The 26,834-nt window shown below is 57.3% G+C and carries 23 protein-coding genes; 17 read left to right on the top strand and 6 right to left on the bottom strand.

The features are described from left to right. Positions 1 to 290 precede the first annotated feature (290 nt). The 7 genes from D460_RS0120640 to D460_RS0120670 all read left to right on the top strand — a co-directional run bounded on the left by D460_RS0120640 (position 291) and on the right by D460_RS0120670 (position 7,128). Positions 291 to 1,460 carry an HlyD family secretion protein gene (locus D460_RS0120640; protein WP_018900485.1) on the top strand — a complete coding sequence of 390 codons (1,170 nt, stop codon included), beginning with the start codon at positions 291 to 293 and terminating at the stop codon, positions 1,458 to 1,460. A gap of 99 nt (positions 1,461 to 1,559) precedes the next feature. Further along, positions 1,560 to 3,191, top strand: coding sequence for an MDR family MFS transporter (locus tag D460_RS0120645; RefSeq protein WP_018900486.1), 1,632 nt, complete (start codon positions 1,560 to 1,562; stop codon positions 3,189 to 3,191). Between the two features lie 23 nt (positions 3,192 to 3,214). Continuing rightward, positions 3,215 to 4,420, top strand: coding sequence for an adenylate/guanylate cyclase domain-containing protein (locus tag D460_RS0120650; protein ID WP_026283351.1), 1,206 nt, complete (start codon positions 3,215 to 3,217; stop codon positions 4,418 to 4,420). 68 nt (positions 4,421 to 4,488) lie between these two features. Then, positions 4,489 to 4,950 (top strand): carboxymuconolactone decarboxylase family protein, encoded by a 462-nt coding sequence (locus D460_RS33390; RefSeq protein WP_081619929.1) that lies wholly within the window; start codon positions 4,489 to 4,491, stop codon positions 4,948 to 4,950. Between the two features lie 150 nt (positions 4,951 to 5,100). After that, positions 5,101 to 5,748 carry a TetR/AcrR family transcriptional regulator gene (locus D460_RS34600; protein WP_196809348.1) on the top strand — a complete coding sequence of 216 codons (648 nt, stop codon included), beginning with the start codon at positions 5,101 to 5,103 and terminating at the stop codon, positions 5,746 to 5,748. Between the two features lie 137 nt (positions 5,749 to 5,885). Then, positions 5,886 to 6,362, top strand: a complete 477-nt coding sequence (locus D460_RS0120665; RefSeq protein WP_018900491.1) for a hypothetical protein — start codon at positions 5,886 to 5,888, stop codon at positions 6,360 to 6,362. A 193-nt stretch (positions 6,363 to 6,555) separates the two neighbouring features. Then, positions 6,556 to 7,128, top strand: a complete 573-nt coding sequence (locus D460_RS0120670) for a TetR/AcrR family transcriptional regulator (RefSeq protein ID WP_018900492.1) — start codon at positions 6,556 to 6,558, stop codon at positions 7,126 to 7,128. 21 nt (positions 7,129 to 7,149) lie between these two features. Here the strand turns inward: D460_RS0120670 and D460_RS0120675 are convergent, their stop codons facing one another. The 4 genes from D460_RS0120675 to D460_RS36035 all read right to left on the bottom strand — a co-directional run bounded on the left by D460_RS0120675 (position 7,150) and on the right by D460_RS36035 (position 10,631). Beyond that, entirely contained in the window at positions 7,150 to 9,237 is a 2,088-nt protein-coding gene (locus D460_RS0120675) for a hypothetical protein (protein WP_245267774.1), read from the bottom strand. Between the two features lie 150 nt (positions 9,238 to 9,387). Further along, positions 9,388 to 9,933: a hypothetical protein gene (locus D460_RS0120680; protein WP_018900494.1), complete on the bottom strand. Its 546-nt coding sequence runs from the start codon at positions 9,931 to 9,933 to the stop codon at positions 9,388 to 9,390. Between the two features lie 10 nt (positions 9,934 to 9,943). Next, positions 9,944 to 10,414, bottom strand: coding sequence for a DUF4126 family protein (locus D460_RS0120685; RefSeq protein ID WP_018900495.1), 471 nt, complete (start codon positions 10,412 to 10,414; stop codon positions 9,944 to 9,946). Positions 10,415 to 10,457: 43 nt separating this feature from the next. Beyond that, a complete protein-coding gene (locus D460_RS36035; RefSeq protein ID WP_018900496.1) occupies positions 10,458 to 10,631 on the bottom strand; it encodes a hypothetical protein in 174 nt (57 codons plus the stop codon). 345 nt (positions 10,632 to 10,976) lie between these two features. Here D460_RS36035 and D460_RS0120695 point away from each other — a divergent pair, with 345 nt between their 5' ends. The 4 genes from D460_RS0120695 to D460_RS34605 all read left to right on the top strand — a co-directional run bounded on the left by D460_RS0120695 (position 10,977) and on the right by D460_RS34605 (position 15,164). Further along, on the top strand, positions 10,977 to 11,954 hold the full coding sequence (locus D460_RS0120695) for an NADP-dependent oxidoreductase (protein ID WP_018900497.1): 978 nt from the start codon (positions 10,977 to 10,979) through the stop codon (positions 11,952 to 11,954). Positions 11,955 to 12,050: 96 nt separating this feature from the next. Beyond that, complete coding sequence (locus tag D460_RS0120700; RefSeq protein ID WP_018900498.1) at positions 12,051 to 12,980, top strand: AraC family transcriptional regulator; 930 nt, start codon at positions 12,051 to 12,053, stop codon at positions 12,978 to 12,980. A 299-nt stretch (positions 12,981 to 13,279) separates the two neighbouring features. After that, complete coding sequence (locus D460_RS33400; protein ID WP_018900499.1) at positions 13,280 to 14,215, top strand: AraC family transcriptional regulator; 936 nt, start codon at positions 13,280 to 13,282, stop codon at positions 14,213 to 14,215. A gap of 91 nt (positions 14,216 to 14,306) precedes the next feature. Continuing rightward, a complete protein-coding gene (locus tag D460_RS34605) occupies positions 14,307 to 15,164 on the top strand; it encodes an AraC family transcriptional regulator (protein WP_018900500.1) in 858 nt (285 codons plus the stop codon). A 171-nt stretch (positions 15,165 to 15,335) separates the two neighbouring features. On the opposite strand, the gene D460_RS0120715 is transcribed toward D460_RS34605, so the two are convergent. Continuing rightward, positions 15,336 to 15,956, bottom strand: coding sequence for a hypothetical protein (locus D460_RS0120715; RefSeq protein ID WP_018900501.1), 621 nt, complete (start codon positions 15,954 to 15,956; stop codon positions 15,336 to 15,338). 101 nt (positions 15,957 to 16,057) lie between these two features. On the opposite strand from D460_RS0120715, the gene D460_RS0120720 reads away from it, so the two are divergent. The 6 genes from D460_RS0120720 (at position 16,058) to D460_RS0120745 (ending at position 25,789) form a co-directional block, all read left to right on the top strand. Next, on the top strand, positions 16,058 to 16,510 hold the full coding sequence (locus tag D460_RS0120720) for a hypothetical protein (protein WP_018900502.1): 453 nt from the start codon (positions 16,058 to 16,060) through the stop codon (positions 16,508 to 16,510). A gap of 131 nt (positions 16,511 to 16,641) precedes the next feature. Then, on the top strand, positions 16,642 to 17,976 hold the full coding sequence (locus D460_RS0120725) for an MFS transporter (RefSeq protein ID WP_018900503.1): 1,335 nt from the start codon (positions 16,642 to 16,644) through the stop codon (positions 17,974 to 17,976). Between the two features lie 28 nt (positions 17,977 to 18,004). Beyond that, positions 18,005 to 20,611, top strand: a complete 2,607-nt coding sequence (locus D460_RS0120730; protein ID WP_018900504.1) for a winged helix-turn-helix domain-containing protein — start codon at positions 18,005 to 18,007, stop codon at positions 20,609 to 20,611. A 108-nt stretch (positions 20,612 to 20,719) separates the two neighbouring features. Continuing rightward, positions 20,720 to 23,545 carry a winged helix-turn-helix domain-containing protein gene (locus D460_RS0120735; RefSeq protein ID WP_018900505.1) on the top strand — a complete coding sequence of 942 codons (2,826 nt, stop codon included), beginning with the start codon at positions 20,720 to 20,722 and terminating at the stop codon, positions 23,543 to 23,545. A gap of 91 nt (positions 23,546 to 23,636) precedes the next feature. Then, on the top strand, positions 23,637 to 24,548 hold the full coding sequence (locus tag D460_RS33410) for an AraC family transcriptional regulator (protein WP_018900506.1): 912 nt from the start codon (positions 23,637 to 23,639) through the stop codon (positions 24,546 to 24,548). Positions 24,549 to 24,853: 305 nt separating this feature from the next. Next, positions 24,854 to 25,789 (top strand): AraC family transcriptional regulator, encoded by a 936-nt coding sequence (locus tag D460_RS0120745; RefSeq protein WP_018900507.1) that lies wholly within the window; start codon positions 24,854 to 24,856, stop codon positions 25,787 to 25,789. A gap of 92 nt (positions 25,790 to 25,881) precedes the next feature. On the opposite strand, the gene D460_RS0120750 is transcribed toward D460_RS0120745, so the two are convergent. Beyond that, positions 25,882 to 26,829 (bottom strand): NADP-dependent oxidoreductase, encoded by a 948-nt coding sequence (locus D460_RS0120750; protein WP_018900508.1) that lies wholly within the window; start codon positions 26,827 to 26,829, stop codon positions 25,882 to 25,884. Between the last annotated feature and the right edge of the window lie 5 nt (positions 26,830 to 26,834).

Genomic DNA, 26,834 nt, shown 5'->3' on the forward strand with positions numbered 1-26,834 from the left:
GGATGTGTCTCAGATCGTCGCCCGTCCGTGCAGCCAATGCGAAGTGGGGGGCGCTGCGGATCGCGCAGGGAATGCCCACGCTAGCGCGTAAGACAAGGCCAAGTCTTGCACGGAGACGACTCGAAATATACCGCCGCTGCTCCCCCTCGGCACTGTCCACAGCTCCAGCGATTATCCGCTCTGAGTGTATGATGCTTCAACAGATCAGCGGATTATCAATCGTCGGTTTGCGGCGCATCTTGGGCTCATCAGAACAGCCCGCGCTCTTGGCGCAACGAAGGAGAACTCCAATGGTCGAATTGCCACGCAAGGAAGTCTTTGAGACATCGGCAGAAGCTGATCGCAAGATCAAGGATGTCCCATCTGCCCCCGCTGAGACGCCCGCTCCCGTAGCCCCGGCGAAATCTCGCAAGTCGGTCGTCAAGAAGAGCATCTTCGCTTTGGTGCTTCTGGCTGGCGCGGCGTACGGCGTGCACTACGGCAACCATTATTGGACCGTCGGTCGTTTTATCGAGTCGACCGACGATGCATATGTGAAGGCCGACTACACGACGACCGCCCCAAAAGTGGCGGGCTATATCAAGGAAGTCCTCGTCAATGACAATGACGTCGTCAAAGCAGGTCAGGTGGTTGCTCGTATCGACGATCGCGATTTCCAGGCGGCGCTCAATCAGGCTCGGGCTGACGTCAAGGCCGCTGAGGCAGCCATCACAAACATCGATGCCCAGATCGAATTGCAGAAGTCTGTGATCGGCCAGTCCAAAGCGGCAGTCGACGCTTCCAACGCCTCACTGGTCTATGCCAAGTCGGAAGCCGCGCGTAACGCTCGTCTGATCGTCAACGGAGCCGGAAGCCAGTCCAAGGCGGAACAGACTCAGTCCTTGATGGATCAGGCCTCGGCCGCTGTCGAGCGGGACCAAGCGGCACTCGTCGCCGCGAAGAACAAGGTACCCGTTCTGGAGACGCAACGTAACCAGGCCGTCGCGCAGCGCGACAGGGCCGCGGCAGTCGCGAGCCAGGCGGAACTAAACCTGTCCTACACCAATATCGTTGCGGCTGTGGATGGAACCGTCGGCGCACGATCGATCCGGGTTGGCCAGTTCGTCTCGGCAGGCACGCAGTTGATGGCCGTCGTCCCGCTGCATTCCGTTTACATTGTCGCGAATTTTAAAGAGACCCAGCTCACGTACGTGAAGCCCGGGCAGTTGGTTGACGTCAAGGTCGACAGCTTTCCCGATCTCGACATAAAGGGCCACGTCGACAGTATATCGCCAGCGAGTGGTCTCGAATTTTCGCTTCTTCCTCCGGATAACGCCACGGGCAACTTTACGAAGATCGTCCAGCGCATCCCCGTGAAGATCGTCCTCGACAACGACGAGATCGCCGGCCGTCTCCGGTCCGGCATGTCCGCCGAGCCGGAAATCGATACCAAGGCAGCGCAACAGTCCTCGGAGAAGTAGCGATTATCCGCTCGTGGCGGACAGTCCTACCCATCCTTTCCCGATTATCAGCAACCCATCGTCGTGAGAGATTCCGGTCGAACCGGAAGGAGATTAGTCATGGCCACTCTTCAGCTCGCAGTTAACAACGACAAGCCGCAGCAGGCCGGGCAAGCTCCAGCCGCTCCACTTGCTCCATCGAAGCCGGAAATGAGTTCGCTGCGCATGTGGTGCGCGGTTGTCGGCTCGACGCTCGGCGCGTTCATGGCGGTCCTAAACATTCAGATCGTCAATGCCTCCCTAGCGGACATCCAGGGCGCTATCGGCGCTGGCAAAGACGACGGTGGTTGGATTTCGACCTCCTACCTGATCGCCGAGATCGTGGTGATCCCGCTTTCCGGATGGTTGGCCCGGGTTTTCTCCGTCCGCAATTACCTGCTTGTGAACGCGGTCCTGTTCCTGCTTTTCTCGATGGCTTGTGCTTTCGCAGTCAACCTTCAACAGATGATCGTTCTGCGGGCGATCCAAGGCTTCTCGGGTGGCGTGCTCATCCCGATGGCGTTTACAATTATCATCACGCTTCTTCCTAAGCCGAAGCAGCCGATCGGACTGGCGCTGTTTGCGCTGTCTGCCACATTCGCCCCTGCGATCGGTCCGACCATCGGTGGTTACCTGACGGAGAATTATGGGTGGGAATTCATTTTCTACGTCAACCTGGTCCCTGGCTCGATCATGATCGCAATGCTCTGGGCGTCCCTCGACCGCGCTCCGATGAACCTCGGCCTGCTTGCAAAGGGTGACTGGCCGGGCATCGTCACGATGTCGGTCGGTCTCGCGGCCCTCCAGACGGTCCTCGAAGAGGGCAACAAAGACGACTGGTTCGGTTCGGACTTCATAGTGCGTCTCTCTGCCATCGCCGCGGTTTCGCTTACACTTTTCCTGATCATCGAGCTGAGAACCGCACATCCGCTGCTGAACCTACGCCTGCTGCTTCGCCGGAACTTCGGCTTTGGTATTGTCGCGAACTTCCTGTTGGGGATCGCCCTTTACGGCTCAGCGTTTGTGCTTCCAATCTATCTGTCGCGTATCCAGGGCTACAATTCTGAACAGATCGGCCTTGTTCTTGCCTGGACGGGAATTCCGCAGCTGCTGCTGATCCCGCTGGTTCCACGGTTGATGAAGCGTTTTGACCTGCGCCTGCTCATCGTCTTCGGTTTCGCGCTTTTTGCCGCATCGAATTTCATGAACGTGCACATGACAGGCGACTACGGCAGTGACCAGCTCTTCTGGCCCAATGTGGTCCGGGCAATTGGACAGGCTATGGTATTCACGCCGCTCTCTGCGATCGCAACCGCCGGAATCGAGCAGGAAAACGCAGGCTCCGCGTCCGCCTTGTTCAACATGATGCGAAATCTAGGGGGTGCCGTGGGGATTGCGTCGCTGCAGACCTTCATATCGAAACGCGAACAGTTCCATTCGAACATCCTTACGAACTCCGTCAGTGTTTTCGAAGAAGCCACGAGGCTTCGTGTCGCACGCCTTACCAACTACTTCATGTCGCACGGTGTCAGCGACCAGGCCACCGCCACCCATAAGGCGCTGGTCGCCATGGCAGGCAGTGTTCGCAAGCAGGCAAATATCATGGCGTTCAGTGACACCTTCTTCCTGCTCGGCGCGGCGCTTGTTGTTGCCCTGCTGGCCACGCTTCTTCTGAAAAAGCCCGGCCACGTCTCCGGCGCAGGCGCTCATTGAGGATAATGGCAATGACCATCACCATGCAGAACCATTCTACGCGCAAGGACAAAGGCGCGATCGCCCTAAACGCTGATCAGTCTTCCGTGCTTTCCATTCTCGAGTGGCTGTCGGGTGACGAATGCCACTCGGTAGACGAGGCCGGGCTGATAGCTGGGCTCGGCAAGAGACTCCGCCAGATCGGGTTGCCGATCGACCGGCTGACGCTTCACCTGATGACGCTGCATCCCGAAATCCTCGGACGCACGCTTGCTTGGGCACCTGGAGAACCTGTCGAGGTTCACGACCGGGAGCACGGAATGAAGATGGCTTACGCATCAAGCCCGCTTCGCAAGGTGATGGACTCCCGCGAGCCGATGATCGTCGATGCCAACGACCCGATTTGGCCTTGGCAGCATATCGACGTCTTCGAGAACCGGGGGCTGGTACAGTTGGTGATCGCTCCGCTTTGCAATGTCGATGGCCCTGTCAGCGCGGCGGTGTTCGCGACAAAGCGCCCATCGGGTTTCTCGCTTTCGGAAGTGCAACTGATAGAGCGGATTCTTCCCGCGCTGCGGAACACATGCGAAATGCGGGTAATGCGTCAGGCCGAGCTATCCTTGCTCGACGTGTACATCGGGCCAATGACCGCCCAGCGTATTCTGGCGGGCCGCATTCGGCAGGGTGAGATCGAGACGATGGAAGCAGCGCTCCTGCTCTGCGACCTCCGTGGTTTCACCGCGCTGTCAAACCAGTTGCCCGCCGAGAAGGTGCTGGAGTTGCTGAACGCATACTTCGACGTGGTCGTACCCGCTATCACCACCTATGGAGGGGAAGTCCTCAAATTCATGGGTGACGCCGTTCTGGCGTTCTTTCCGAGTTCCGACGCGGCAGCGGCATGCGAACAGGCGCTGGCGGCCACAGACCGGGTACTTGAGCAGCTTTCGGGTTTCGCAGTGGATGGTGTGAGCGTCGGGGCAGCGGTCGCCTTGCATTACGGCAGGGTAAGTTACGGAAATATCGGGTCCGGAAGACGCCTCGATTTCACTGTCATCGGCCCGGACGTGAACCTGCTCAGTCGCATACAGACGGCATGCGGTACGCTTGGAAAGGCCGTGCTTATGTCCGACGCCTTTCGGGAGCGCGTTGGCACCACACGCGTCGTTTCTACAAGATTCCACCATCTGAAGGGATTCGAAGAACCGATCGAGCTCTTCACGATATCGACGTCGGATCGACAAGCCGATTGAGGCCTCACGACGTCGCCAACCTGCGGCGGCGCGACGCGCCGCCGCGCAACCAACCAAGGAAAAGAAAAATGCAACCACGTTTCAACTTCGGCAAGGCTTCGCCTGACTCGTATAAGGCAGTCGCCGCCCTGGACGAGCACGTTCAGAAGTGCGGTCTTGAGGCCCGCTACATCCACCTTATCAAGCTGCGCGCGTCGCAGATCAACGGCTGCGCGTATTGAGTAGACATGCATGTGAAGGAGGCCCGTCACGACGGCATGTCCGAACAGTGGATCAATCTCATGTGCGTGTGGCGCGAGTCGCCGGTCTACGACGAGAAGGAACGCGCTCTGCTTGGATGGGTCGATGCGGTAACGAAAATCGCCGAGACTGGCGCGCCTGATAACGACTACCAGGCTTTGAAGGCACATTTCTCGGAAGAAGAGATGACGAAGATCACCGTTGCTATCGGTGCGATCAATGTCTGGAACCGCTTGGCGATCAGCTTCCGCGTTCCCCATCCCGTCGAAGGCGCTAGCAAAGCAGCCTAACCCGGGATGAGTGCGGACCGGGAGCAGGCGGCCCCGGTCCGGGCCGGCGGCCGCGACTACCTACATGGTGTCGCGGTCGCTGTGGCTGTCGGCTCCCTAACACGCCGACAATCACATGACATGGTGGCCGGGCGCATGGTACTAGGCTTCATGACGAAGCTCGATCCAAAGCCTCCTTCAAGGCTGGCACCACAGCAAAACCGCAGCCGGGAAACCCGAGCGCGTATTCTCGCAGCCGCCGATACCCTCCTGCGTGCGCAAGGGGTAGACGGGTTTTCAATCGGCGGAATTGCGTCGCTGGCAGGAATCCCGATCGGCAACATCTATCGGCGGTTCGAAGGCAAAGACGACATCCTGCAAGCTCTTAAAGACGCCGTCGCGAGCCGTATCGCAACGGCGGTTAGTTCAGCAGTCAAAACTCAGTCAAACCGCGATTTGCAATCATATGTGGAGGGATTTGCCGACGCGGTAATCGGCGTTTTCTCCAGCGACGAAGAGCTACATCGGGCTCTTTTCGATCCTCGGGTTGCCAGCCCAAAGATGCTCGAGACGGGACAGAACGTGCGGTCGACAATCTATTCCCAGTTTAGTTTGGGATTGTCCACTCACCTTGCGGGCTTGGACGGCGAGGTGGCGGAAACGGCGGCTAAGGTGGTTTTCTCGATCATCACGAACGCGGCCTTGACGAAGGTGAGGGGGCAAGACCCGATCATGCGCCACTTCGCCTGGGACGAAGTCAAGCGGCAGTACAGCCTTGCCGCGATTGCTTATTTGCGGGAGCTGCAGGCAGTCCGATAGCCGTTCCTTGGAGCGGGGTCGATGTAGTGTTGCGCTCCGCCCAAGTGGCGTTCTTTTGCACTCTAGCAACAGGAAAGAAAGTCGTTACATTGTTAATGCGAACGCGAGTCGCTTTCTCTTTTTTTAGGAAGCTTGCCATGGATGGCATCGACTTTATTGAGCTTAGCAGTGGTCTCATCACTTGGTTTACGAGCCAGGATATCGTTATCGCTGATGACGTGGCAGCTGTACTCTTCGGCTTGGACGAGGACGACTGTCATCTCGGTGTTGGCGTGGAGATGTTCCTTGCGAGTATCAGTCCGAGGGACCGTCCCAGAATTTCCCAAGCGCTCTACACATGCATCGCGCGTTGCGAAACCATTCATGAAGTCTTCGAGATTTGCACGGACGGGAAAACAAAAATGGTGGTGATGAAAGGACGGTCCGTAGGCGACGTCTTGTTCACCTGTATCGTGACGGAGATCGATGAGGGGCGGGCCACCGCAAAGCTCCAAAATCTCTGCCTCGCCGCGTATGACGTGGCGCGCCAGGAGAAGAACGACACCGCTGCGCTTCAGTTGATCCGAACACTGTCGCTCCTAACCGATCGGCAAGCAGCTCAGCGGACGCATTGAATCCGGGCGGCGGGCCTAAGGGGTCGGCTTTTGCGGCGCGTTTCGACTATATCCCTCCGGCGAAGTTCTCTACATCCGGCGTACCGTTGTCAAAGGCAAGCTATGGATCGGACAGGCACGTTTACTAATGTTGAAATCCGGAAGGCGAGGCGGTCGGCCCAAACGCGTTGAATCGGGGGCTTTAGAAAGACGGTTGATCGAGGCGGCCGCTGCGTTGTTTGCGGAGAACGGTTTCGATTCCACTTCGGTAGACTCTGTTGCGGAGAGAGCGGGCGTCAGCAAGGCAACGATCTACACCCGCTACGACGACAAGGCCCAGCTGTTCGCGGCGGTGGTGCGCAGGCAGATCAGCGAACTCTTTGAGAACCTTGATTTCGATGGAACGCAAGGTGACGCAACTGAAGTTCTGCTTGAGGTCGGAAGGCAGGCGTTGAAATTGGTGCTTAAACCCGAAACAACGGCGATCTATCGAATGGTGATCGCGCAAACCCCACGATTTCCTGAGTTGGGAATTCTGATGGATCGTGAGGGGTTTCAACGTGGGCAGGGTGGTATTGCTCGTTTGCTGCGGAAACTATCGGAGCGTGGCGAGGTCGAAATAGACGATTTCGACCTGGCAGCCGAGCTATTCCTGGGTCTTGTAATCGGGCGGTTGAGCAGGCTGGCGCTGCTGGGGCTCACCGCAGAAAACGAGCGGATCGAGCTCGGTCTTAGGACGGCTGTTCGGCTGTTTCTGCAAGGTGTGCAAAGAGCCCAGTCAGCCTAGCTGCTACGTCGAGCCGAGCGTTTATTCATTTCGCGATAGCACAGCATCCACGGCTGGATAGCTTGCGGTGAACGCTGCCTCGCTCATCACTGGAAATACAACATTTAGCTCGGAACCATTGTGCAGTGGAACGGTCGACTGCTCCCAGTCGACTGAGGCCTTGTACGGCTCTAGTCCGGGATGGTGCTCGAACAATGAAGGGATCGCTGCCTCTGCCTCGTCGACTGTCGTGTAGAGCTGGGTACTGATGTATCGCAGGAGGTCTGCTTTTCGGAAGTCTCGAACCGCGCCTGTCCGGATGCTGCCGCCGCCCAAGAACAACTCAAGGAAAAGAGCATCGACGATAATTGAACCGGAAAACTTACACGTAATTCCAGCGCTCTGGTTTACGACCACTAAGGGAACGAACCGCAACTGGTCACGAGGCGGTAGTTTGCCAAATAGTTGTTCAATCTCTCCCGGGTTTTGTTCGAGCCATTCCGCTTTCCGGCTGGCCTGCGCGCATGCTTTTTCCAGTTTGCGTAGGTAGTTGTGGCGTTCAATCGGCTCAGATGGAGAGAGGAAGCACTTGATCTCAAGTACCAATATCGTAGAGCCGATTCGAAGCACTCCGTCGATTTCCTCTCCCCCTTGACGCGCTGGAATCGGCAAGGCTCTGGTCGATGCTGGGGCCAGAATGGGGTTGGCGGCGATCGCATTACTTAAACGCCCGCGTAGCGCAGCCTCATACTTGAGGCCCAGTGGCGTTTTAGAAAGGTCGCTCGGGTCCTTTGATTTGTTTGCCTCCTGCAGCCAATGCTCGAAGCGTCTGACGGGCGAGCCCCATACCAACGATCCGGCGACGATACGGAGTGGTTGGTCGGAGCCACTTGCCACCAACGGGCGGTGCCACAGTGCATTCCGAAAAAGAGCACCCAGATCGTCGAGCGGATTACATACCAGGTGCTTTAGGTAAAGCTCTGCCGTGGCGATCGGTACTGCAAGAGCCTCCGATAGAAGCGACGTGAGTTCACTTTCTGGAAAAGCGCACGAGATACGCTCAATATCCTCTTCGGTCCTGTACTCGACATCCGCGTCATCCCCCAAGATGAGCTTCGCCACGTCCTGAAGTGTCCGGGTCGCAAGCTCGAGCTTTCGAAGTGTTACGGCCGGCTGAGAGGGAGAGATCGGATCGTCTGCGAACTCTCCGAGATAACTCGTCTCAAGGGTAATCATTGCCGAACTCACATCGCGATTGTGCGCGGCTGTGGGTGGTCCTGTCACGATCTTCACTCTCCCGTCGCCTGCGACGGTTGCAACGGCTGTCCTTTCAAGCAGTGGATTGGGTATCTCAGGCTCGGCGTCTTGAAAATGCAGCCGGTTGATGGCGTGCTGATAGGCCAACGCTTCGTCACGCCAGCCCCAAGCACTCCATAGCCCACGGTCGTTTGGTTCGTCTGGAAATACGAGCCATCCGGAATCGCAGCGAACTATGCTCCATGGTTCCCAGCAAATCTGAAGCCAGATTTCTTTGAACGTGTGTTCTAGCGAAAAACCATACTGAGCTTTGGGGGCGACGAGCGCGTATTCAAACGGGAGTCTTGAGGGTGTGTCAGCCAACCGCGCGTAGGAAAACCAGTGAGGGATGCAGTCAACAAATGTCGTGTTCAGCATATCGGCGGAGCCGTTGGTCGCTGTCGGTCCAACGTCTAACGTCGCTCGACCCATTGTCGATGTGTAGACAGCCTCCGACTTCGCCGCAGCCTCGCTTTGAGCTTCCTGGCTCTTCTGTCGGATGATTACCCAGGCCCGATTTGCATCAGCGATCGCAAACGCGACAGCCTGCACAGGAGTGAGTCCCACGAACAGCTTTTCGAGATACTTTGTTCTCAGCGTCTGTAAATTGCCACCTATCACGATTGCGCTTTTGAAAAGGTTCGCATCTCGCACCGATGGTTCACTTATCGCGTCGACTGCCGCTTTCCAGCTCTCAGGAATGAATTTTGATGAGGTCGGATGAGGTAGAGCCGCCTTTTTTACCGCTGTAAAAAGCTCGGAAAATAAGGCATCGCTGGAAAGCATCGGTGTCACATGCAGCTTAATCGAGGACCGGCAGGTCACGGTTGGCATTGATAGCGCCGGGAACGAGTCCGACCCCTCAATGGTAGGCTTGGAACCCACGATTTTGCAAGGCCGTCGGTGACTTTCGCAGGAAGACGGTTCCCTCGTGACGACGCCCGTCACCTATCGCCGACAGACAAGCCGTCGCCCCACGGCTTGTCAGATAGCCGCGGCCCCGAAGAAGTGACGCTCGTGATACCAGTGTTGAGAGGTAAGCGAAGCCGTGCGCGCGAGTACGGCTTCGTTCGGACCTGCGTCGCTAAGGTGTTTGAAACCTATGAAAATAATCGACGTCTCTATCTTCGAAACACGCGCAAATTCGGACCCTGCCGTTTTCTCGATATGAAGCGAGACGATCTCCGGTGTCGCATTGTATGAGACGACCAACCCCTGAGCCACGCAGACCGGCGACAGGTTTGGGCCGTTGTATGCCGCAATCAGTTCGTTGCAGTCGAACTCGAGCAACGAATAGGACATCAGGGAGGGGCTCAACCGCTGCACGTGTCCTGTGTCGATGTCGAGCAATCGTCCGTCTGCTGCTCCGTCGAATGAGCAACCGTGCCCTTGGAACCTGTACCAGAGCGAATTTCGGGCGATATAGTCGGCCCTCCAATTGAAGTCGTCAGGGCGCTCGTCGGTGGTTGCCAGATCACAGACTTGGCAAAGAATTTCCAGAAATTTCGATCGATAGCTCGCTACGGGCATGTCATCGCTCCTAGATGAACTGAGATGCCGAAACTGAAACCACCGCCAGCGCGATGCACACCGCATCCTCTGTCAAAGCGGCTGGAAGGTCTCGCCCAAAAGACTGCGCCATTTTTCGGCGGATAAAGGAGCCGCCGAGGGTTCCGGCGATCGATCCCAAAATCCCAGCGACCGCACCGACGAGGGTGCTTTCGTGAGCTGCGCCAAGAGTTGCGCCCGCAAGCGCGCCGGTCAAAAGTCTGGCTGAAAACTGGACGGGTACCAATCTCGATGGAGTGGACGGTCGCTTGTCGGTGAAGAACTCGAAACATGCCAGCACGGACATAATCCCCGCCGTCCATTTCGACGCCATGAAGGACAGCCATGATGCGGCTGGAACGTCGAAGATCATCAAAAGCGCCCCCCAGGAGACCGCAGTCGGTGCGGTGAATGCCCGCAGGCCGGCCGCGCACCCTATCAAAAATGCCAGTAGAATTAACATAAGTCGCTCCAAGGAAATTTGTGGCAGCAAAGTCGCCGTTGTGTCAGTCGCCCGTCGCTTCGGGAACGTAGACGTGTGACTGGAGGGAATGGCCGGCGAGGGGGTCTGTGGTAACGAACAGCGCCACGATCATTGCAAGCATGCTCACAATGATCAGCAGGCCAAGAAAGCTGCCGGATGCCTGTTCGGGCGTTTCTGTTGTGCGAAACTTTGGCATGTCATCTCCTACCGCTATGCTCGCGCCCCAAAAAAGGGCCCGCCGAGGAGGCTGAGGACTCGGCGGGCAGGTTGCAGCACGGCCCGCGGATGGCTCGTCTGCTACCGCGCGATTGTCGCACGGCTGGGGGAACGGTCTGACGTTGACACGGTGGGTGCGAACTGGATTGTACCGTTTCGCCACTTTTGGAACACCACGGCCCTGAACGGTAGAGAGGGGCTGCCGTGATTTCATCGATCCATTTTAATGGCCGAAACGAGCCATTCGGGCAGTTTTTGCTCCAGACTGTTTGCCGCTGAAATCTGAAAATCAGAGCGATTATGACGGCAAGCATGGGAGATTTGCATGTCGATGCTCGAACTTACCAAGACCAACCACCAAGGCTATAGGACAATGACCGCCTACCGCGTCCACAAGTTCGGCGGACCGGATGTTATTCTTGCTGAGCGCCTTCCTTGCCCGCGGCCGGGACCGGGGCAGGTCCTTGTGAAGGTGGGAGCGATCGGCGTCGGTCCCTGGGACGGGTGGATACGCGCGGGCCGAAGTGCACTGCCGCAACCTCTCCCCCTGACACTCGGTTCCGACTTCGCCGGGGTGGTCGCCAATATAGGGCCTGGAGTTGTGAGCGTTAAGCAAGGAGACGCCGTTTTCGGCGTCACCAATTCGCGCTTCGTCGGGGCCTATGCCGAATACGCACTGGCGGAGGCGGAGATGTTGGCCAAGAAACCCGTTACTATTGACGACGTGGCAGCCGCATCGGTGCCGGTCGTCGCGGTTACCGCCAAGCAGGCACTGTTCAAGCACGCACAGCTCCGGGCCGGTCAAAGGGTCCTAATTCACGGGGCTGCCGGAAACGTTGGATCGTATGCGGTCCAACTTGCAAGCAGGGCGCGACTACATATCACGGTGACCGCCTCCGGGGCCGCCGAGAGATATCTCTACGGTCTCGGCGCAACCAGCGTCATCGATTATGGGCAGACACGCTTCGAAGAGGTCACGCGAGACTTCGATGCCGTCATCGACCTGATCGGAGGAGATACGCAGCGGCGCTCTTTCGAGGTGTTGCGGCCTGGAGGTCGTCTGGTTTCCGCTGTGTCGCAGCCGGATAGAGAGATCGCGGCAGCGGCTCGGGTCGACGCAAGGTTCTTCCTCGTCGATGTCACAAGTGCTGACCTGATCGATATTGCCGCAGCGATCGACGTGGGTGAGCTCTCCACGAATGTCGGGGAAGTCCTACCACTGTCGATGGCTGCTGAGGCGCACAAGATGCTTGACGGCGACCGTTCTCACAAATCCGGGAAGATCGTCCTGACAGTCGACTGAACGGTTTTGGCCGCAATCGTACAAATCAGTCTGTTCGCTGCAAGATTTAGCCGGAAGGTGCCGCCATTGTGAGCCGGGCGAAATCCGGGGGAGCACATGAGCGGTACCGAGCGTGACGATGTGGATTTCGATCGGTGGATGCACTCGAAATTCAGTTTCGAGCCGCGTCAGCCGTTGGTCATGCGGCAATTGGACAAGGCTCCGATCACCGTGACCGAGATGCATTGCCGTTCGCCCGATCCCGAAAAATCTTCGCCCATTCCTTCCGAAGACAGCCTGCTGGTGACAATCCATGTCAGCAATAGCCCCACTTATGACCTCTGGATCGCGAATGATTTCTTGAAGACAAACCCGTTGGCCGCAGGAACTACGGTCCTCTATGACTTGAGAAGCGAACCTTCAGTAAGAGTATTGGAGGCGTTTCACCACGTTAGTTTCCATATGCCAAAGTCCGCCCTGAACCAGATAGCGGAGCGCGAGGGACTAGCGACGGTCGATGAATTTCGCCTTTCCCTGTTGGACGGGCATCAGGACCGCGTTTTAGCGACACTCGGAAAGACAATTCTCCCTTCGCTCAAGAGGGCGGAGCATGCCAACCGACTTTTTACGGATCATCTGACGATGGCCACTGCATCTCACGTATTGCGGACCTACGGGGTCTCCAGCGGGCGGTCGCCAACGCGCATGGCCGAACCAAAGCCGCTTTCGCCATGGCAAAAGGCGATGGCATGCGAGATGTTGCGGGCACATTTGGACGGTGGGATTTCCCTCGACGACATCGCGGCACAGTGCGGGCTGCCAGCCCTTGAATTTGCGAGGTCATTCAGAAAAACAACCGGGATGCCGCCCTGGCGGTGGCTGGAAGCTTGTGCGGTGGGCACGTCGCGCGATATTTTGCTTGTCCGGCCATTCATCCCGCTGGATCAAGTACGCGACATAGTGGGATTCGTAGACATTCCTCACTTCGTCTCAGCTTTCAGCCGTCACGTCGGGGTCCACCCCGAGATTTGGCGTGTGCAGCATTAAGACTGTGCAAGAGCGCCCTCGCTTTCCTCTCAGGATCGAACGCAAGCCGCCTCCATATTTCGCGGCACCGTCCCGACATTGATAAGATAGCTCGTCAGTGCCGCTCTGTTTAGACGCCGCAGTCTAGCTGAGCCCGCCCGCTGCCGGGACTGAGCGGCAACGCGTTTTTTGAACATAAGAGAACGATTTGGACGCCATGGCCATATAGAGCGTCTCCGCGCGCGCCAACGGGCACTCTGCCATTGCCCGAACATTCCTCCCTAAGCCACAGCTTATGTCTACGGAGGAGTACCAGGACGATGACAGAGGTTGAACCCGGAGGTGGGCAATTCGGCCGCGAGCTCCGCACTGCCTTTCAAAACGAAAGCGCGCGAAGCGCTGTTATTAAGACCGCGGCCCTGTCGGTACTGGAGCTTACGGAAATTCGATCACCCAACCAGCGACTAGAGACCAAACCGCTTCCCCGCCAAGACGCGTATATGGTCTCGCTTTACCTTTCCCCTGTTCGGTTTGTTAGCATTGGGGAGGTGGATGCCGAATGTCCGGCGGTGAACGTGGGGCCTTGGGAGGCCGTATTTCAGGACCTCAATCGCCCCATGCGTCTGAACTTCGAGCACCCCTTTCATTCTATTAACCTGCACATTCCCCGCCATGCGCTCGACGAGGCTGCCGAGGCTTGCCAGTCCGAAGAAATCGCGGGCTTGGGTTCCCAAGCGGGTCAAGGCGTCTACGACGAAACCGTCATCAATCTTATGAAGGTTTTAATGTCGGCGCTGCGCTCGGGCGAGGGGCGCGAGGATGGTCTTTTCAATCATGTCGGAGCGGCGTTGGTAGCATACTTGGCGCAAGCGTATGGGGGAATGACTCCTCACAGTCGTCGACGCCGAGGCGGCTTGGCTCCATGGCAGCAAAAGCGAATACAAGAGCTCATAGCGGCCGGAACAGAGGGCGGTCTCACCGTGGGCGACCTTGCGGACGAGTGTCGGATATCGCATCGTCATTTTCAACGAGCCTTTCGACAAACGATGGGCACAGCTCCTCACCTTTACATTCAGAACGCCCGCGTCGAGCAGGCCAAGTTACTGCTGAGTCAGACGAACGCTTGTCTCGGCGACGTCGGGCTCGCTTGCGGGTTTGCTGACCAAAGCCATTTCACAAGGGTTTTTGCGCAATTGGTCGGAATGACGCCGGGGGCATGGAGAAAGGCCAAGTATTCAGTCAATAGTGGGAGTTAAACTACGCGAGTTGCCTTTTTTAACGGAGTTTAACTCGCGCACTAATGATTTAGGCTCCAGAGTGATCCCATTGATAGCTTTGGAGCGGGTCATGAACCAGTTTGTCAGCCGACAGCAGCAAATAACTGACTTCGCTGAGCGCTCGGCTGATTGGGGAACTCCAAGCCGTGCCCAGTCCGCCGCGCAAAACGGAAAATCAACCTCCAATCTGCCAAGAGCAGCCACGAATAAACTGCTTGGTGCGGCGCATATGGAGGGCATCACTGTCGTCGTTCAAGGTGGTGGCTCGTCCAAGAACGTCGTTTTTGTCGAGGGCTGCCATACGAGTGCTGGCGACGACGGGCAGCACTTTGAGGTTTTCCTGCCAACCGATGCCTTGGTTAAATGTGCGCGAAAATCTGGAATTAAGAACTTCTACGGCTTGTCCGTCGAGTGGGGGCAGGAGATCGAGGACGAGGTCATTTCTGACCTGGCAACGTGCTTGAACCTCAGCCACAGGAGCGAAAACGGTGGAAACACACATTTCGCTGAGCAGATCATCCTTGCTCTTTGCGCTCATGCTGTTGAGCGATATGGACGATCGCAGAGTGCCAGTGGCCGTAATTGCAATCAGCTGGCACCATGGCAGTTGAAGATCGCCAAGCAGATGCTCTCCGGGGACATGCGTTCGACACCAAACCTTTCCGAAGTCGCGAAGGCTTGCAGAATTTCAACCCGTCATTTCACGCGATCGTTTACCGACACGGTCGGAACTTCACCGCATCAGTGGTCGGTTCTTGCACGCCTTGAACACGCTAAAGCGATCCTGATAGACCGGACCACATCACTGGCGGAGACCGCCGTGTGCTGCGGATTTTCAGATCAGAGCCACTTCACCCGGGTGTTCACGAAGGAGTTCGGCACGTCCCCAGCGAAATGGAGGCGTTCCCTCGATCAGAACAGCCCTTGATCGGCTCGCGCAGTTTGCGGTTACTGGCTTGGCTTCAGCGAGTGAAGAAGTGCAAGGACTAATTTTCTTGCCCTACCCCCCCACCAACGCAAACGCGGCTCATCGTTTTGAAGAGAGTACCTAATACATCCATTTGGTAGTGCCCATGTGGGATATGGGGAAAAAACCCGGCTAGCCCCCAATCAGCGATCCAATCACAGCTCCGATACCGGCCGCGACCAAATTTCCTGCTGCGCCTTCCGCGATCACCTTCATCGATTTCAACCCTTCCATCAGGACAGAGCTTTTACCGGCTCCCGATCGGATTTCTGCTTCAACCAGTTCAATCGACACCTGCATCTTGCTCCTTGCTTCCTCGGGAAGCGCGGAAAGGTGGGGCTTGATTTTCTCGAGTAGTGCGGCGACTTCCAGGGGTTGGACGGTGATCGTCGTGTTCGTGGAATTATCGGTCGAGTTGATATTTACCCGCGCGTTTGCCCCGTGGAGGTTGTTGATTATGGTCGAAGGCGGCGCGGCAGGAGCATTGCTTCGACGGACTTTGCTCTGGAAGTGATTTGGAATGCCAGCACGACCGCCGATTCCGGAGGTATATCCTGGATCGATGACGACATAGTCCTCGGCAAGACCGCTCTCTTGAATGCGTACGAAATGGTCACCTGGCTCAATCGGTAAACTTCCGTCGAAAGTTATAATCGCCCCCTTGGAAACCTGAGCTTTGATGCCTTCTTTGGCGATCGTGCCGTCTTTCTTCACCAAGATCACCACGTCATTCAGCATGTCGTCAAAGGACAAAGCCCGCTCCCGCTTTCGATAAATCTTAGGGTTGTAATCGATATCGTAGTAAGTACTGCTTTTCTACAGCATCCGAGTCCTTTTTCTGCTTCGAGCGTTTCATGCATCCAAACGACTTCATGGCCGAATATGTCGTGCCGGCCGCCGAGGCCTGGAAGGCCAACCAGCAATCCAAACACCTCGCTGTTCATGCGCTGTCGCAAATCGATATCCTAGCTGAAGTCGTAGCCCATCATATCGGCCGGAAGCCCCGCCCGTTTCGTGATGATCTTGGCCAGCGATATCCGGCACTCGCAAAGATCAGAGATGCTCACGATAGTCACAAGCATGGACAGCTTGACCGCCACAACGCGCTCTTTGTGTCGCATGGTCAGCGTCCCGATGAAACGCTCGGTCACGCATTCTTCGTAGGCGTCACGCACCTGAGCGGGCCACTCACCCCTTTTACGTTCTTGGCCCTCATGCTCAACGACGGCTCGAACGAGAAGGTGTACACGTTGATCAAAGACGGGATGGATGCCTGGGAGCTGGAAATGTCAGCGCTCGGAATTTAGTTCGCTTAATGCCTCCCATGCCATATGCGCCAACTCCTTCGACGTCCTTCGCTTTTTAACAAGGTTTAACTCACGTCTCGGTGCAATTCCTCCTATCGCCGCTTGTAGGCTTCATTTTACAGGGGGGACGAATGCAGACCGGCGTGCAAGGAAACGAACCCATCATTCCCACGTCGGCAGGATCGCTCAAGAGGCTCCACCTGCTCATCATCGGAGCGTGCGCGCTTGGCTTTAGCTTCGATCTCGCGGAAATTGCTTTCGGCTCAATCCTGGCGGCCGTATTTTCGTCGCCGCCGTATGCCGCAGACAAGACGGAAATTTCCTGGCTTCTGTCAGCGGTTTACATTGGGGCGATCGCGGGAGCGCCTCTTTTCGGCTGGCTTGCGGACCAGCACGGCAGGCGTATCGGCCTTACGTCGGTGATGGCTACGCTTGCACTTGCATCAGTGGGCGCTGCCTTCGCTCCGGATGTCGGTTGGCTTGTCGCTTTCCGGATGCTGTCGGGTTTGGCCCTCGGTGCGTATCCGCCTCTCATGTTCTCTTATTTGTCCGACATCCTTCCCGCCGCACAACGGGGAAAACTCGTCATGGTCGCCACTGCGTTCGGATATGCAGGGCCGACGATTTTCATCTTCTTGGTCCGCTGGCTCACGCCCATCGCCCCCCTGGGGTTCGACGCCTGGAGGTGGGGTTTTCTGTTCGGCGGGGCTGGAGCCGCCGTGTGTTCGTTCTTGTTCTACCGGCTCCCGGAGTCCGGGTCTTGGTTGATGTCCAAGGGAAGAGACGCACAGGCAAACGTCACTGCTCGTGCTTTCGAGGCATCGAGACCCGTTTCTCGCTTCAAACATCTCCCGAGTGTCCCGAAGTCCATCTCGACGGAAGACGATCAGTTTCGTACTCACCGCTTCGTGGTAGGCTTCCTAGTGCTTGTGTTTTTCCTCACCCCTTGGGCGACAGTTGGCTTCACCTTGCTGTCTGGGGCCGTTTTAGTCCAAAAAGGCATAAATCTCCAAGACTCACTGCTGTATCTCGGCATATCCACGCTCGGACCAATCGTGGGAACAATCGTTGGAGGCTATTTCATCGACAAGGTGCAACGGCGAACGGCTCTGATCGCAAGTGCCACGGCGATGGCGCTCATCGGCCTTTTGTTTGCTAGTACGACCGTTCCGATGTGGCTAATAGGTTGCGGGATCGCCTTCAATCTTTTGGTCTCGCTCTTTTTGCCAGTGTTGTTTTTGTACGCCGCCGAGATGGTTCCGAACAGTCGTCGCGCGATGACGACGTCATTTGCCTGGTCGGCCAATCGCATCGGCTCGGCTTTGACGCCGCTTGCACTACTGCCCGTACTGCAATCACACGGAGCGTATGCTATGTTCACGGTCATTGCAGGTACGCTGGTTCTCTTCATTGGACTGGTGCTAGGTTGGGGACCGTCCGGTCGTGCGGGCCGTCAGTTGAAATGAGAGATACAGGGAAGCAAAGGAAAGAGTTTTGAAAGTCGCAGGTCGCCTGTTGAGGTTCGGACCGTTCGAGTGGGATGAGGACGAACGTCTTCTCTACCAGGATGGCCAGCCCCTGCGAATGGGCGAACGCCTGACGGACCTTCTGGCAATCCTTCTGGAAACGCCGGGCAGGCTCATTTCACAGGACGAACTGATTTCTCGGGGATGGCCAGCAGTGGGCACCGATGCCGCGAACCTCCGGGCACACATGAGTTCCCTTCGAAGGCTGCTCGGCGACAGTAATCTCACCGCACACTATATATCCAATGAACATGGACGCGGCTATTCGTTCGTGGCTCCAATCCGGGCTGAACGCGAAAGCGTGGTCACCTTTTCGGAGGCCGCACTCGCCGGTGCGCTGCCTCCGCTGATCGAGCCTCCGATCGGACGTGATGACTTCGTGGCCGGTATCAAAACCGCGTTAGCGACCTGGCGGCTCGTGACGATCGTCGGTGCCGGCGGTTCCGGCAAAAGCACAGTGGCGATAAGTGCCGCTAACTCCGGGCAGCCGATCAATTACGTGGATTTATCGACGTTGTCGGCAGCAGAGCCTGTGGTGTCCGCGGTGGGGAAAGCTTTCGGACACGAGGCTGTTTGCAATAGCAAGGAATTGGGACCGCTGCTGGTGACCCAACGCGCTCTTCTCGTGTTGGACAATTGCGATCGCGTCATCGAATCCACCGCTGCTGTTGTGGAAGCGCTTTTGACCAGCGCTCCGCATATCCGGATATTGACGACCTCCCGCGAGCCGCTCCGGGTTCCTGGCGAACGAGTTCTGCGTCTCCCCGGTCTCGAAGTCCCAAGTGGGGACGACCTGCTTGAGGTCGACGCGATGCGCTTTTCGGCTTTGCGGCTCTTTTGGGAGCGGGCGGCTGCATCTTCCCGGAGCTTTTCCCTTTCAGAGTGCGACACCTCAGAATTGATAGGGCTCTGTCGCAAGCTAGACGGAAATCCGTTCGCGATCGAGCTGTTGGCGACCCGCGTCGACGTCCTCGGCCTTAGAGAGCTTAACAGTGAAAATGGGACGCGAACGATACTCGAAACTCCGGGCCGCCGAACGGCGGTTGCTCGACACCGTACTTTAAAAACCCTGCTGGACTGGACATACGAAACATTGTCGCCGCCTGAGAAGCAGGTTTTCGCGGACGTCTCTGTATTTTGTAGTGGCTTCGGGATTGATCATGCGGTTGCCGTAGCGGCAGGTCAGGACCTGACGCCTGCCGATGTGGCGGTTTCACTGGCTGATCTTGCGGCGAAGTCCTTTCTGCGCGCGGACGTGCGCGATGGCGTATCGCGTTACAAATTATCTGAAATCGTCCGGACTTATGCTGTCGCAAAATTCGCTTCTGCACAGCGGAGACAGCGCGCCAGCCGACTTCATGCAGATTTAATGCTGAAATTGATGAGGGATGCACCGACGGACCTTCTGTCCATGGACAACGTCACGTGGGCTGGGCATTACGGCGACCTTGTCGACGACGTGCTGGCGGCTTTAGAATGGGCTTTTTCCTCAGGAGGCGACGACGAAATCGCCGCAAAGCTGACGGTTGCGTCGGCACCTTTCGCGCAACACTTCGAACTCTTCCAAGAATACAGAGATCGCCTCTACCAAGCGATGGCGAGGCTGGGTCATATCGGCCCGGCGGCTTCGCCTGACGTGCTCGCCCTCGGCCTGTCACTGAACGCCGAGCTGACACAGCTCGGCGAGACGGCCGCGTACGATAGAGCTCGCAACGCGGCGCTCGAGTGGCGGGAACGAACTGGATCGGAAACGCCGGAAGCCATCTACTCGGAATGGGGGGATGCCTTTGTCCGAGGAGACTATCCGACAGCGACAGTTGCAGCAGATCGCATGACCGAACTCGCGAGAAAGCTGGACAGCGAAGCGCTAAGGGTCGCGGCCATGCGATTCAAAGCCCAGACCCTTCATTTCGAGGGCCATCAGACCGATGCGAAGGAGCTGGCGCAGGCGGTTGTCGAGAGCCCTTTTGAGAATCTGCCATTTTCGAAAATCAGCCACAAAGTGTCCATGAAGATCATCCTGGCGAGGGTGGCGTTCCTTCAAGGAAGGGACGACGAGGCTCAGGCTCTAAACGGAGAGCTCCTAGAGCGTGCACGCGAACACGCGTCATCACTTTGTCTCGCGTTGACCATGTGTGCCGTTCCGTTGGCGCTTTGGCTAGGACTGCTAGATCAGGCAGAACCGCTGACGGAGACAGCGCTTGGCATCGCGATCCGTAACAAATACGCCTATTGGGGACGGCTTGCGTCAAACCTTGGCGACGCTATCTCGTATATGCGCGGTCGCTTCACTCCGTCCTCCTTCGGGAAGCTCGTGGATGAAGACGACGAGCTGAGAGACGTCTCGGTCAGCGACATGCTGCCCACGTTCGACGATCGATTCCTGAGCTCCAACGCGTTGAAAAGAGTCGAGAGTGGAATCGTGAGTTGGAATGCGCCTGAGATACTCAGAATCCGGGCGTCGCGTCTTTATCCGACGGACCGAGCACGCGCGGTCCGTCTTTTCGAGCAGGCATTGCGCCAAGCGGAGATGCAGGGCGCTGTTGCATGGAAGCGACGAATAGAGCAGTGGTGACGCGTGATTGCACAGGATGGGCAATGAGGTGTACATTCCGTTGTTCTTGAGGACAGCGTTATCGAGAAAATAGACAGTGCTATGCGGGAAGGCTTGCGGAATTCAGTATTGGCAAATCCGGCCGCTACCGAGCGGAAGCTTACCCGCGACATTGGCTTTGCCTTTGAGGAGCTGATCTACTATCCCGCAACGAGAACTCTCGTGTTGGGGTCAAGAGAACTCAAGTTGGGAAGCCGAGCCGGGGCGATCCTTCACGCTTTTCTTAGCAGGCCCGGTGAAATTCTGACCAACGCTGAATTGTTTGCGGCCGCTTGGCCATCGACGCACGTCGAGGAAGGTAACTTGCGGGTCACCATCAACGCCCTCCGCCGGGCACTCCAGGACGCTTCAGCAAATCTGAGGCTGATCGACAACGTTGTCGGTCAGGGGTATCGGTTCACCGCGAATGTCGAACGTCTGGATTCCTGGTCTGAGCTTGGGCCGAAGGCATCAAACGATGGAGCGCCGATCTCCTCCAGCCTGCCGCTGCCACTTTCCAGGATCGTAGGTCGAGCAGGCGATATCGGCGACATTTTAGGATTACTGACCCGGCAGCGGCTAGTTTCAGTCGTCGGTCCGGGAGGAACGGGGAAGACCACAGTCGCACTCGCGGTGGCTCACCGCTTTCAAGAAGGCATAGACGCGCCCGCGTGCTTCGTCGATCTCGCGACCATTTCAGAAGCAGCCATGGTGCCGCATGTGGTCGCCGCGACCCTCAATGTATCCCTCGAATCCGATCGACCTATTGGCAGTCTGGTGGACTTCCTCTGTCGGAAAAACCTGCTGATAGTTCTGGATAACTGCGAACACGTGATTGCCACTGCAGCCGAGCTGGCGGAAGCGATCCTCGGTGGTGCACCCAACGTCAAGCTGCTTGCAACGTCGCACGAGCCGCTCTCGGCGCAGGGAGAATGGCTCTTCAAACTTCAGCCGCTTGGGTTCCCCAGCGATGTGGAAGAGCTGACCATGGAAACCGCGCTGGAATATCCCGCCATAGAGCTATTTGTTGAACGTGCCATGTCGTGCAATCAGAATTGGCTCATGGGGGAGCGGGATTTGCCCGCCATCGCCGAGATATGCAGACGGTTGGATGGCATCCCGCTTGCGATCGAAATCGCGGCAGCTCGTACCGAAACTCTCGGTGTCAGCGAACTCGCGGAACGTCTCGAGGACCGTCTGAAGGTTCTTGCTGTCGTCAGGCGGACATCTGTCCAGCGGCATCAGACGATCCGTAAAATGCTCGACTGGAGCTACGAGTTGCTGGCCGATGCCGAGCGCGTGCTTTTGCGGCGGTTGTCCATCTTCGCAGGGAGTTTTTCGCTAGAGGCCGCTGTAATGGTCGCCGGCGATGAATACCTCAATCCCTTTGCGGTACGGGAAGGCGTTGCCAGCCTGGTTCGAAAGTCGCTTTTGCATCCGTCAAGCAGGGCGGGGACGATCGCTTATCGTCTCTTGGAGAGCACAAGGCTCTACGCGCTGGAAAAGCTCGGCGAAGTGGATGAATCTTTACGGGTCAAGCGGCTTCATCTGGACTATGTGACAGATGTCCTTCGTCGCGCTGAGCACGAGTGGCAGAACACGCGCCGAGCTTCATGGCTCGAGGCGTACGAACCGATACTTGGCGATGCAAGACAGGCTCTTGCGTGGGCATTTTCTGAGAACGGTGAAACGGCCCCCGGGGTGGTACTGTCGGCGCTTCTGGTCCCGCTGGGCCTGCAGATGGGTTTGGTGGACGAATTTCGCACTCATGTAGAGCGAGCGATCCAGCACGCACGCGAGCTCGCGCCACCCGAGTTGCTTGCCGAAATGCGCCTTAACCTGGTTTATGGGATTCTAAACCAGAACCAGGTTCGGCCCGTAAGCTTCAACGAGGCGGGTCTCGTCCGGGCTGCTCATCTCGCCAATAAGATAGGTGACGATCGATTCCGCATCGAACCTCATATGGTATCTGCCGCGTTCAACTTGGGTATGGGAAACTACGCAGTCGCTCTGGAGCACATAGAGCAGGCGATGGAGCTCGCGGAAAGGGTGGACGACGACATCGCCAAACTCGGTGTGAGGAGAGTACTTGCACAGATTTCTCACTTCAGTGGACAGCATACCAGAGCTGCGGAACTCGCGAAGCTCGTCCTGCAGCATCCCGTAGTGAATATCCCGGTAGCTTACGGAAGCGTGCAGGTCGATAGGCGGGTCTCGATGAGGATTGTCCTGGCCCGCACCCTCTGGTTAGAGGGAAAGGGGGATCGTGCGTTGGCCGTGATCGACGACGCGATCGAGTTGTCGAAGGAGGATGGCCCTATGGCGCTGTGCCAGGTGCTCGCACTAGCGGCCTGTCCGATATTGCTGTGGCGGGGTGAAAACGAGCGCGCTCTTGAAAGGACCATGACGCTACTTGATGCGGCATCTCGTTACACGCTCGGCCACTGGCACTCATGGGGGAAGATGTTCCATGCCATTATCCAAAACCGCACGACGGGCGACGCATCGTCAGTCGCCGGCCTCGTCGCTCCGCAGGGCAGTCTCCAACAGGAGACTATGGCCACGCTGCTCTGTCCTATTCAGCAGGCCGCGTACGGAGCGAGCGAGCGCATAATCGAGAGAAGTTGGTGCACACCGGAATTGCTCCGGGTCGACGCAGAGTTGCTTCTCGAGACCAATCCCAATGACACTCTGGCCGCCGAAAAGCTTCTTCAGAAGTCGCTGGAAATTGCGCGACAGCAGCAGGCGGTCGCGTGGGAACTGCGCAGCGCGACCGTACTCGCACGCGTGTGGATGTCTGGCGGGCGCGACAACGAAGCCAAAGCCTTGTTAAGCTCGGTTAGGGAACGCATCGCGGAGGGCCAGGGCACATCGGACGTGTCGGTTGCGGACAAGGTTCTCCAAACTCTCGCCTGAATGCTGATGGCCGATTTGTTATACTGATATCCGAAATCGACAATACAGAGCTGTCTCGCGGCCAATAACCCTTATCGAAAGGGAGAGCACTATGCGCGCATCAGATGTCGCCACTCAGCTCGGGGGGCGGTTCAAGCTCGACAAGGCACCCTCGGCGGTCTCGCACGCGGGACGTAGGAGGACGCTCAGCTTCGTCGAACTCAAGTCCGATCGGCATGTACCGTTCCAAACTGCGCCTCGGGTGCAGGAAGACGCTTACATAGTCGGCGTGATCATGCAGGATTTTCCGCAATACAAGTATTGGGAAGACGGACGGGCCGCACCGGTCCGCGATTTGATCAAGGGACAGGTGACATTCAACGACATGCGTCTCGACGGGCGTGCGATCATGGACCGACCGTTTCATACGGTCTACTGCCACATTCCTCGCGCAGCGCTGGACGAGATATACGACGAACGAGCGACCGGATTGTCGAACCTTCGATATGAGCCGGGCATGGGGATGACCGACGTCATCCTCAGAAATCTGATCCTGTCCGCTCGTGGCGCGTTGGTCCAAGGGCAGGTCTGCAATCAACTTTATCTCGATCATGTCGGTCTGGCGCTCGTTAGCCATCTCGCCATGAACTACGCAGATCGCAGCTCCGTTGCCGTCACGAAAGGCGGTCTAGCCCCATGGCAGCAGCGGCGTGTTCTTGACATGATGGATGCCAGGCTTGCCAGTCCTCCAGGCTTGGTCGACCTCGCGGCGGAATGTGGGTTATCGGTAAGGCATTTCACGAGGGCATTCGTTTCGACTGTGGGCAGATCGCCTCATGAGTGGCTCCGCTATCGTCGAATTGAGGTGGCGAAGATTTTGCTCGTCGGACAGCCGGATTCCGGTCTCCCGGAGATCGCGCTTCGCGTCGGCTTTGCTGACCCCGGCCATTTTTCTCGGGTATTCACTACCATCGTTGGAGCGACGCCGAGCGCATGGCGGCGTGAGATGGTGGGTCGCCGATGAGGTGAGACTGCCCCTCGTCGGATTCGAGGGGCAGTCTGCGGGCACCATCGGGTGGGGGACACCGGGTGCGGCGGCTCTTGCCGCTGGGAAGCGGATGAGGGGAGACAGAGTATCCGCTTCAGTGGCCATCATAATTCGAGGCCGCGGAGCGCGCTTGCACCAAGACGATATGCATGTTCGGTTTCGGACTCGATCACTCATCTTTCAGATCGACGGACCGAGAATTATTGTCCGCTTCGTACAATGCAGGGATGTGTTCTTGCTGCATTGTCGCTGGTCAGAACTCTGGTCCCGAGGATTTATTGATGTCGATCGAGATTATGCAGGCTGGCGGCCATAGTGCCTCTTACGTCCGCCAAATGGAGGACCGTTTTCTTCTGGCGTTTAATCCTCAGGTCATCACCCGTCGCGTGGATGCATCGATTTCCCTGGTGACAGGTAGACGAGACGGCAACGCGGTTTCGGCACCACTGCCATATGACGAAGCGTACGTGTTTGTCGTCAGACTTGAGGATTCCACGCCTTACCAGCTGTGGATCGACGGCAAGTTCCTCCTGAGCGGAGAACTGCGGCGCGGTTCTTGTTCTATCTTCGATCTGAGGACCCAAGCCTACGCGTCCGGAATTCGCCGATTCCAACACGTCCATTTCTACATGTCCAAGACCTTCCTCGACACAGTTGCAGCCGAACTGGGATATGCGTCAAGCGAGCTTGCCGTGCCTGATAGCTTCGCTTTCAGTGACCTCATCATGTTCCATCTGGCGAAAGGACTGGTTCCCATATTTCGTAACCGCCGTCACGCGAGCACCTTGTTTGTGGACCATATCGTCAATGCCGCCGCTAGCCACCTCCTAGCGACATACTCGCACAAACTGGACAGGGGAAAGCTGAACACACCAAGGATCAGCGGGAAACGATTGAGTGCCGCAATGGAATTGATGGACGCGAATTTGGACGGTGACATAGCCCTAGCGCAACTCGCTGCGGTCTGCGGGCTTTCCGAGGGCGAATTTGTAATGCTTTTTCGTCAGCAAACGGGAACCAGTGCCCCGGAATGGCTGGCTCGGAGACGTACCGACAAAGCCATTTCGCTACTAAGGGAGAGTAACAAACCGATCGACGAGATCGCTCGCATGGCGGGGTACCCTGACGGTTCCCACATGACCGCCTCGTTCATGGCGGTCCTTGGTAACCCGCCGGAGTTCTTTCGCGCGAACAGAAACGAATTTCTCAGGCACTGACGGTTGGTATGCGTGATCGCTCGTGATGTCCGGCCGCTGAAAGAGATTATCGCTCCGGCTATCACCGGAGCGAGGATGCAGTCGCTGGTCAATCAGTCGACCTTGAGAACGATTTTCCCCTTGGCGTGCTCGCGCGTTCCCTCCAGCATTTCGTGAGCGCTTATTGCTTCGGTCAGGGGAAGGACGGTACCAACCTTTGTCTTGAGACTTCCATCGTCGACGGACTCGGCGATTTCGTTGAGTTCACGTGTGTTGACCGCCACCAAAAAGAAACTCGCGCTCACGCCAAATGAAGCAGCTACCTCCTGATCGGGCTTGGAAACAGCGGAAATGAGTTTTCCGCCACGCTTCAAGACAGCAAAAGATTTGGTCTGGGTCTCTCCGCCGACGAGGTCGATGACTGCATCGACATTCTTGACCACATCCTCAAAGCGCTCTTTCTGATAGTCGATCACTTGATCGGCACCGAGGTTTCGGACTGTTTCGATGTCTCTTGCGTCAGCGGTGGCTACTACCCTGAGCCCGGCCTTGTGGGCGAATTGAACCGCGTATGCTCCGACGTTACCCGCCGCGCCGTGGATCAAGACGGTTTGTCCAGCTTTTAGGCCTGCCTGTTCGAACAGGGCTTGCCGGGCGGTGGAAGCTATGACGGGGATGGAGGCGGCTTCGACATGGTCGATCTTCTTGGGCTTGTGACCGATCATCGAGGCCTGCGCTATGGCATATTCCGCGTAGGAGCCGATGAAACGCGGGTTCGTCACTCCGTAAACTTCGTCGCCAGCCTCGAAACCGTCTACGTCGGGCCCGATGGTTTCGACAACGCCCGATAGGTCGGAGCCGAGGGTAAGCGGCAGAGGCTGCGGCAGAGCGCTGTTTCCGCTCCGTATCCAACCGTCCCATGGGCCGACGCCCGCGGCATGTACTTTCACCAAAACTTCGCCCGGGCCAGGAACGGGAAGTTCAACCTGTTCAGCCTTGATGACTTCCGGAGCTCCAAATTCATGGACGCGGTAGGCCAGCATTGTCTTTTGATTGCTCATGTCAG

This window comes from Rhizobium sp. 2MFCol3.1 (assembly GCF_000377565.1).
Classification (GTDB): domain Bacteria; phylum Pseudomonadota; class Alphaproteobacteria; order Rhizobiales; family Rhizobiaceae; genus Rhizobium.

What these genes read in the sequence shown, in the direction of transcription:
- D460_RS0120675 (WP_245267774.1), bottom strand. Translation starts at nt 9,237, where the DNA reads ATGCCAACCGTGACCTGCCGGTCCTCGATTAAGCTGCATGTGACACCG.
- D460_RS33400 (WP_018900499.1), top strand. Translation starts at nt 13,280, where the DNA reads ATGACAGAGGTTGAACCCGGAGGTGGGCAATTCGGCCGCGAGCTCCGC.
- D460_RS34605 (WP_018900500.1), top strand. Translation starts at nt 14,307, where the DNA reads ATGAACCAGTTTGTCAGCCGACAGCAGCAAATAACTGACTTCGCTGAG.
- D460_RS0120650 (WP_026283351.1), top strand. Translation starts at nt 3,215, where the DNA reads ATGCAGAACCATTCTACGCGCAAGGACAAAGGCGCGATCGCCCTAAAC.
- D460_RS0120700 (WP_018900498.1), top strand. Translation starts at nt 12,051, where the DNA reads ATGAGCGGTACCGAGCGTGACGATGTGGATTTCGATCGGTGGATGCAC.
- D460_RS0120680 (WP_018900494.1), bottom strand. Translation starts at nt 9,933, where the DNA reads ATGCCCGTAGCGAGCTATCGATCGAAATTTCTGGAAATTCTTTGCCAA.
- D460_RS0120745 (WP_018900507.1), top strand. Translation starts at nt 24,854, where the DNA reads ATGTCGATCGAGATTATGCAGGCTGGCGGCCATAGTGCCTCTTACGTC.
- D460_RS33410 (WP_018900506.1), top strand. Translation starts at nt 23,637, where the DNA reads ATGCGCGCATCAGATGTCGCCACTCAGCTCGGGGGGCGGTTCAAGCTC.
- D460_RS0120640 (WP_018900485.1), top strand. Translation starts at nt 291, where the DNA reads ATGGTCGAATTGCCACGCAAGGAAGTCTTTGAGACATCGGCAGAAGCT.
- D460_RS0120750 (WP_018900508.1), bottom strand. Translation starts at nt 26,829, where the DNA reads ATGAGCAATCAAAAGACAATGCTGGCCTACCGCGTCCATGAATTTGGA.
- D460_RS34600 (WP_196809348.1), top strand. Translation starts at nt 5,101, where the DNA reads ATGACGAAGCTCGATCCAAAGCCTCCTTCAAGGCTGGCACCACAGCAA.
- D460_RS0120685 (WP_018900495.1), bottom strand. Translation starts at nt 10,414, where the DNA reads ATGTTAATTCTACTGGCATTTTTGATAGGGTGCGCGGCCGGCCTGCGG.
- D460_RS0120665 (WP_018900491.1), top strand. Translation starts at nt 5,886, where the DNA reads ATGGATGGCATCGACTTTATTGAGCTTAGCAGTGGTCTCATCACTTGG.
- D460_RS36035 (WP_018900496.1), bottom strand. Translation starts at nt 10,631, where the DNA reads ATGCCAAAGTTTCGCACAACAGAAACGCCCGAACAGGCATCCGGCAGC.
- D460_RS0120720 (WP_018900502.1), top strand. Translation starts at nt 16,058, where the DNA reads ATGCATCCAAACGACTTCATGGCCGAATATGTCGTGCCGGCCGCCGAG.
- D460_RS0120695 (WP_018900497.1), top strand. Translation starts at nt 10,977, where the DNA reads ATGTCGATGCTCGAACTTACCAAGACCAACCACCAAGGCTATAGGACA.
- D460_RS0120645 (WP_018900486.1), top strand. Translation starts at nt 1,560, where the DNA reads ATGGCCACTCTTCAGCTCGCAGTTAACAACGACAAGCCGCAGCAGGCC.
- D460_RS0120725 (WP_018900503.1), top strand. Translation starts at nt 16,642, where the DNA reads ATGCAGACCGGCGTGCAAGGAAACGAACCCATCATTCCCACGTCGGCA.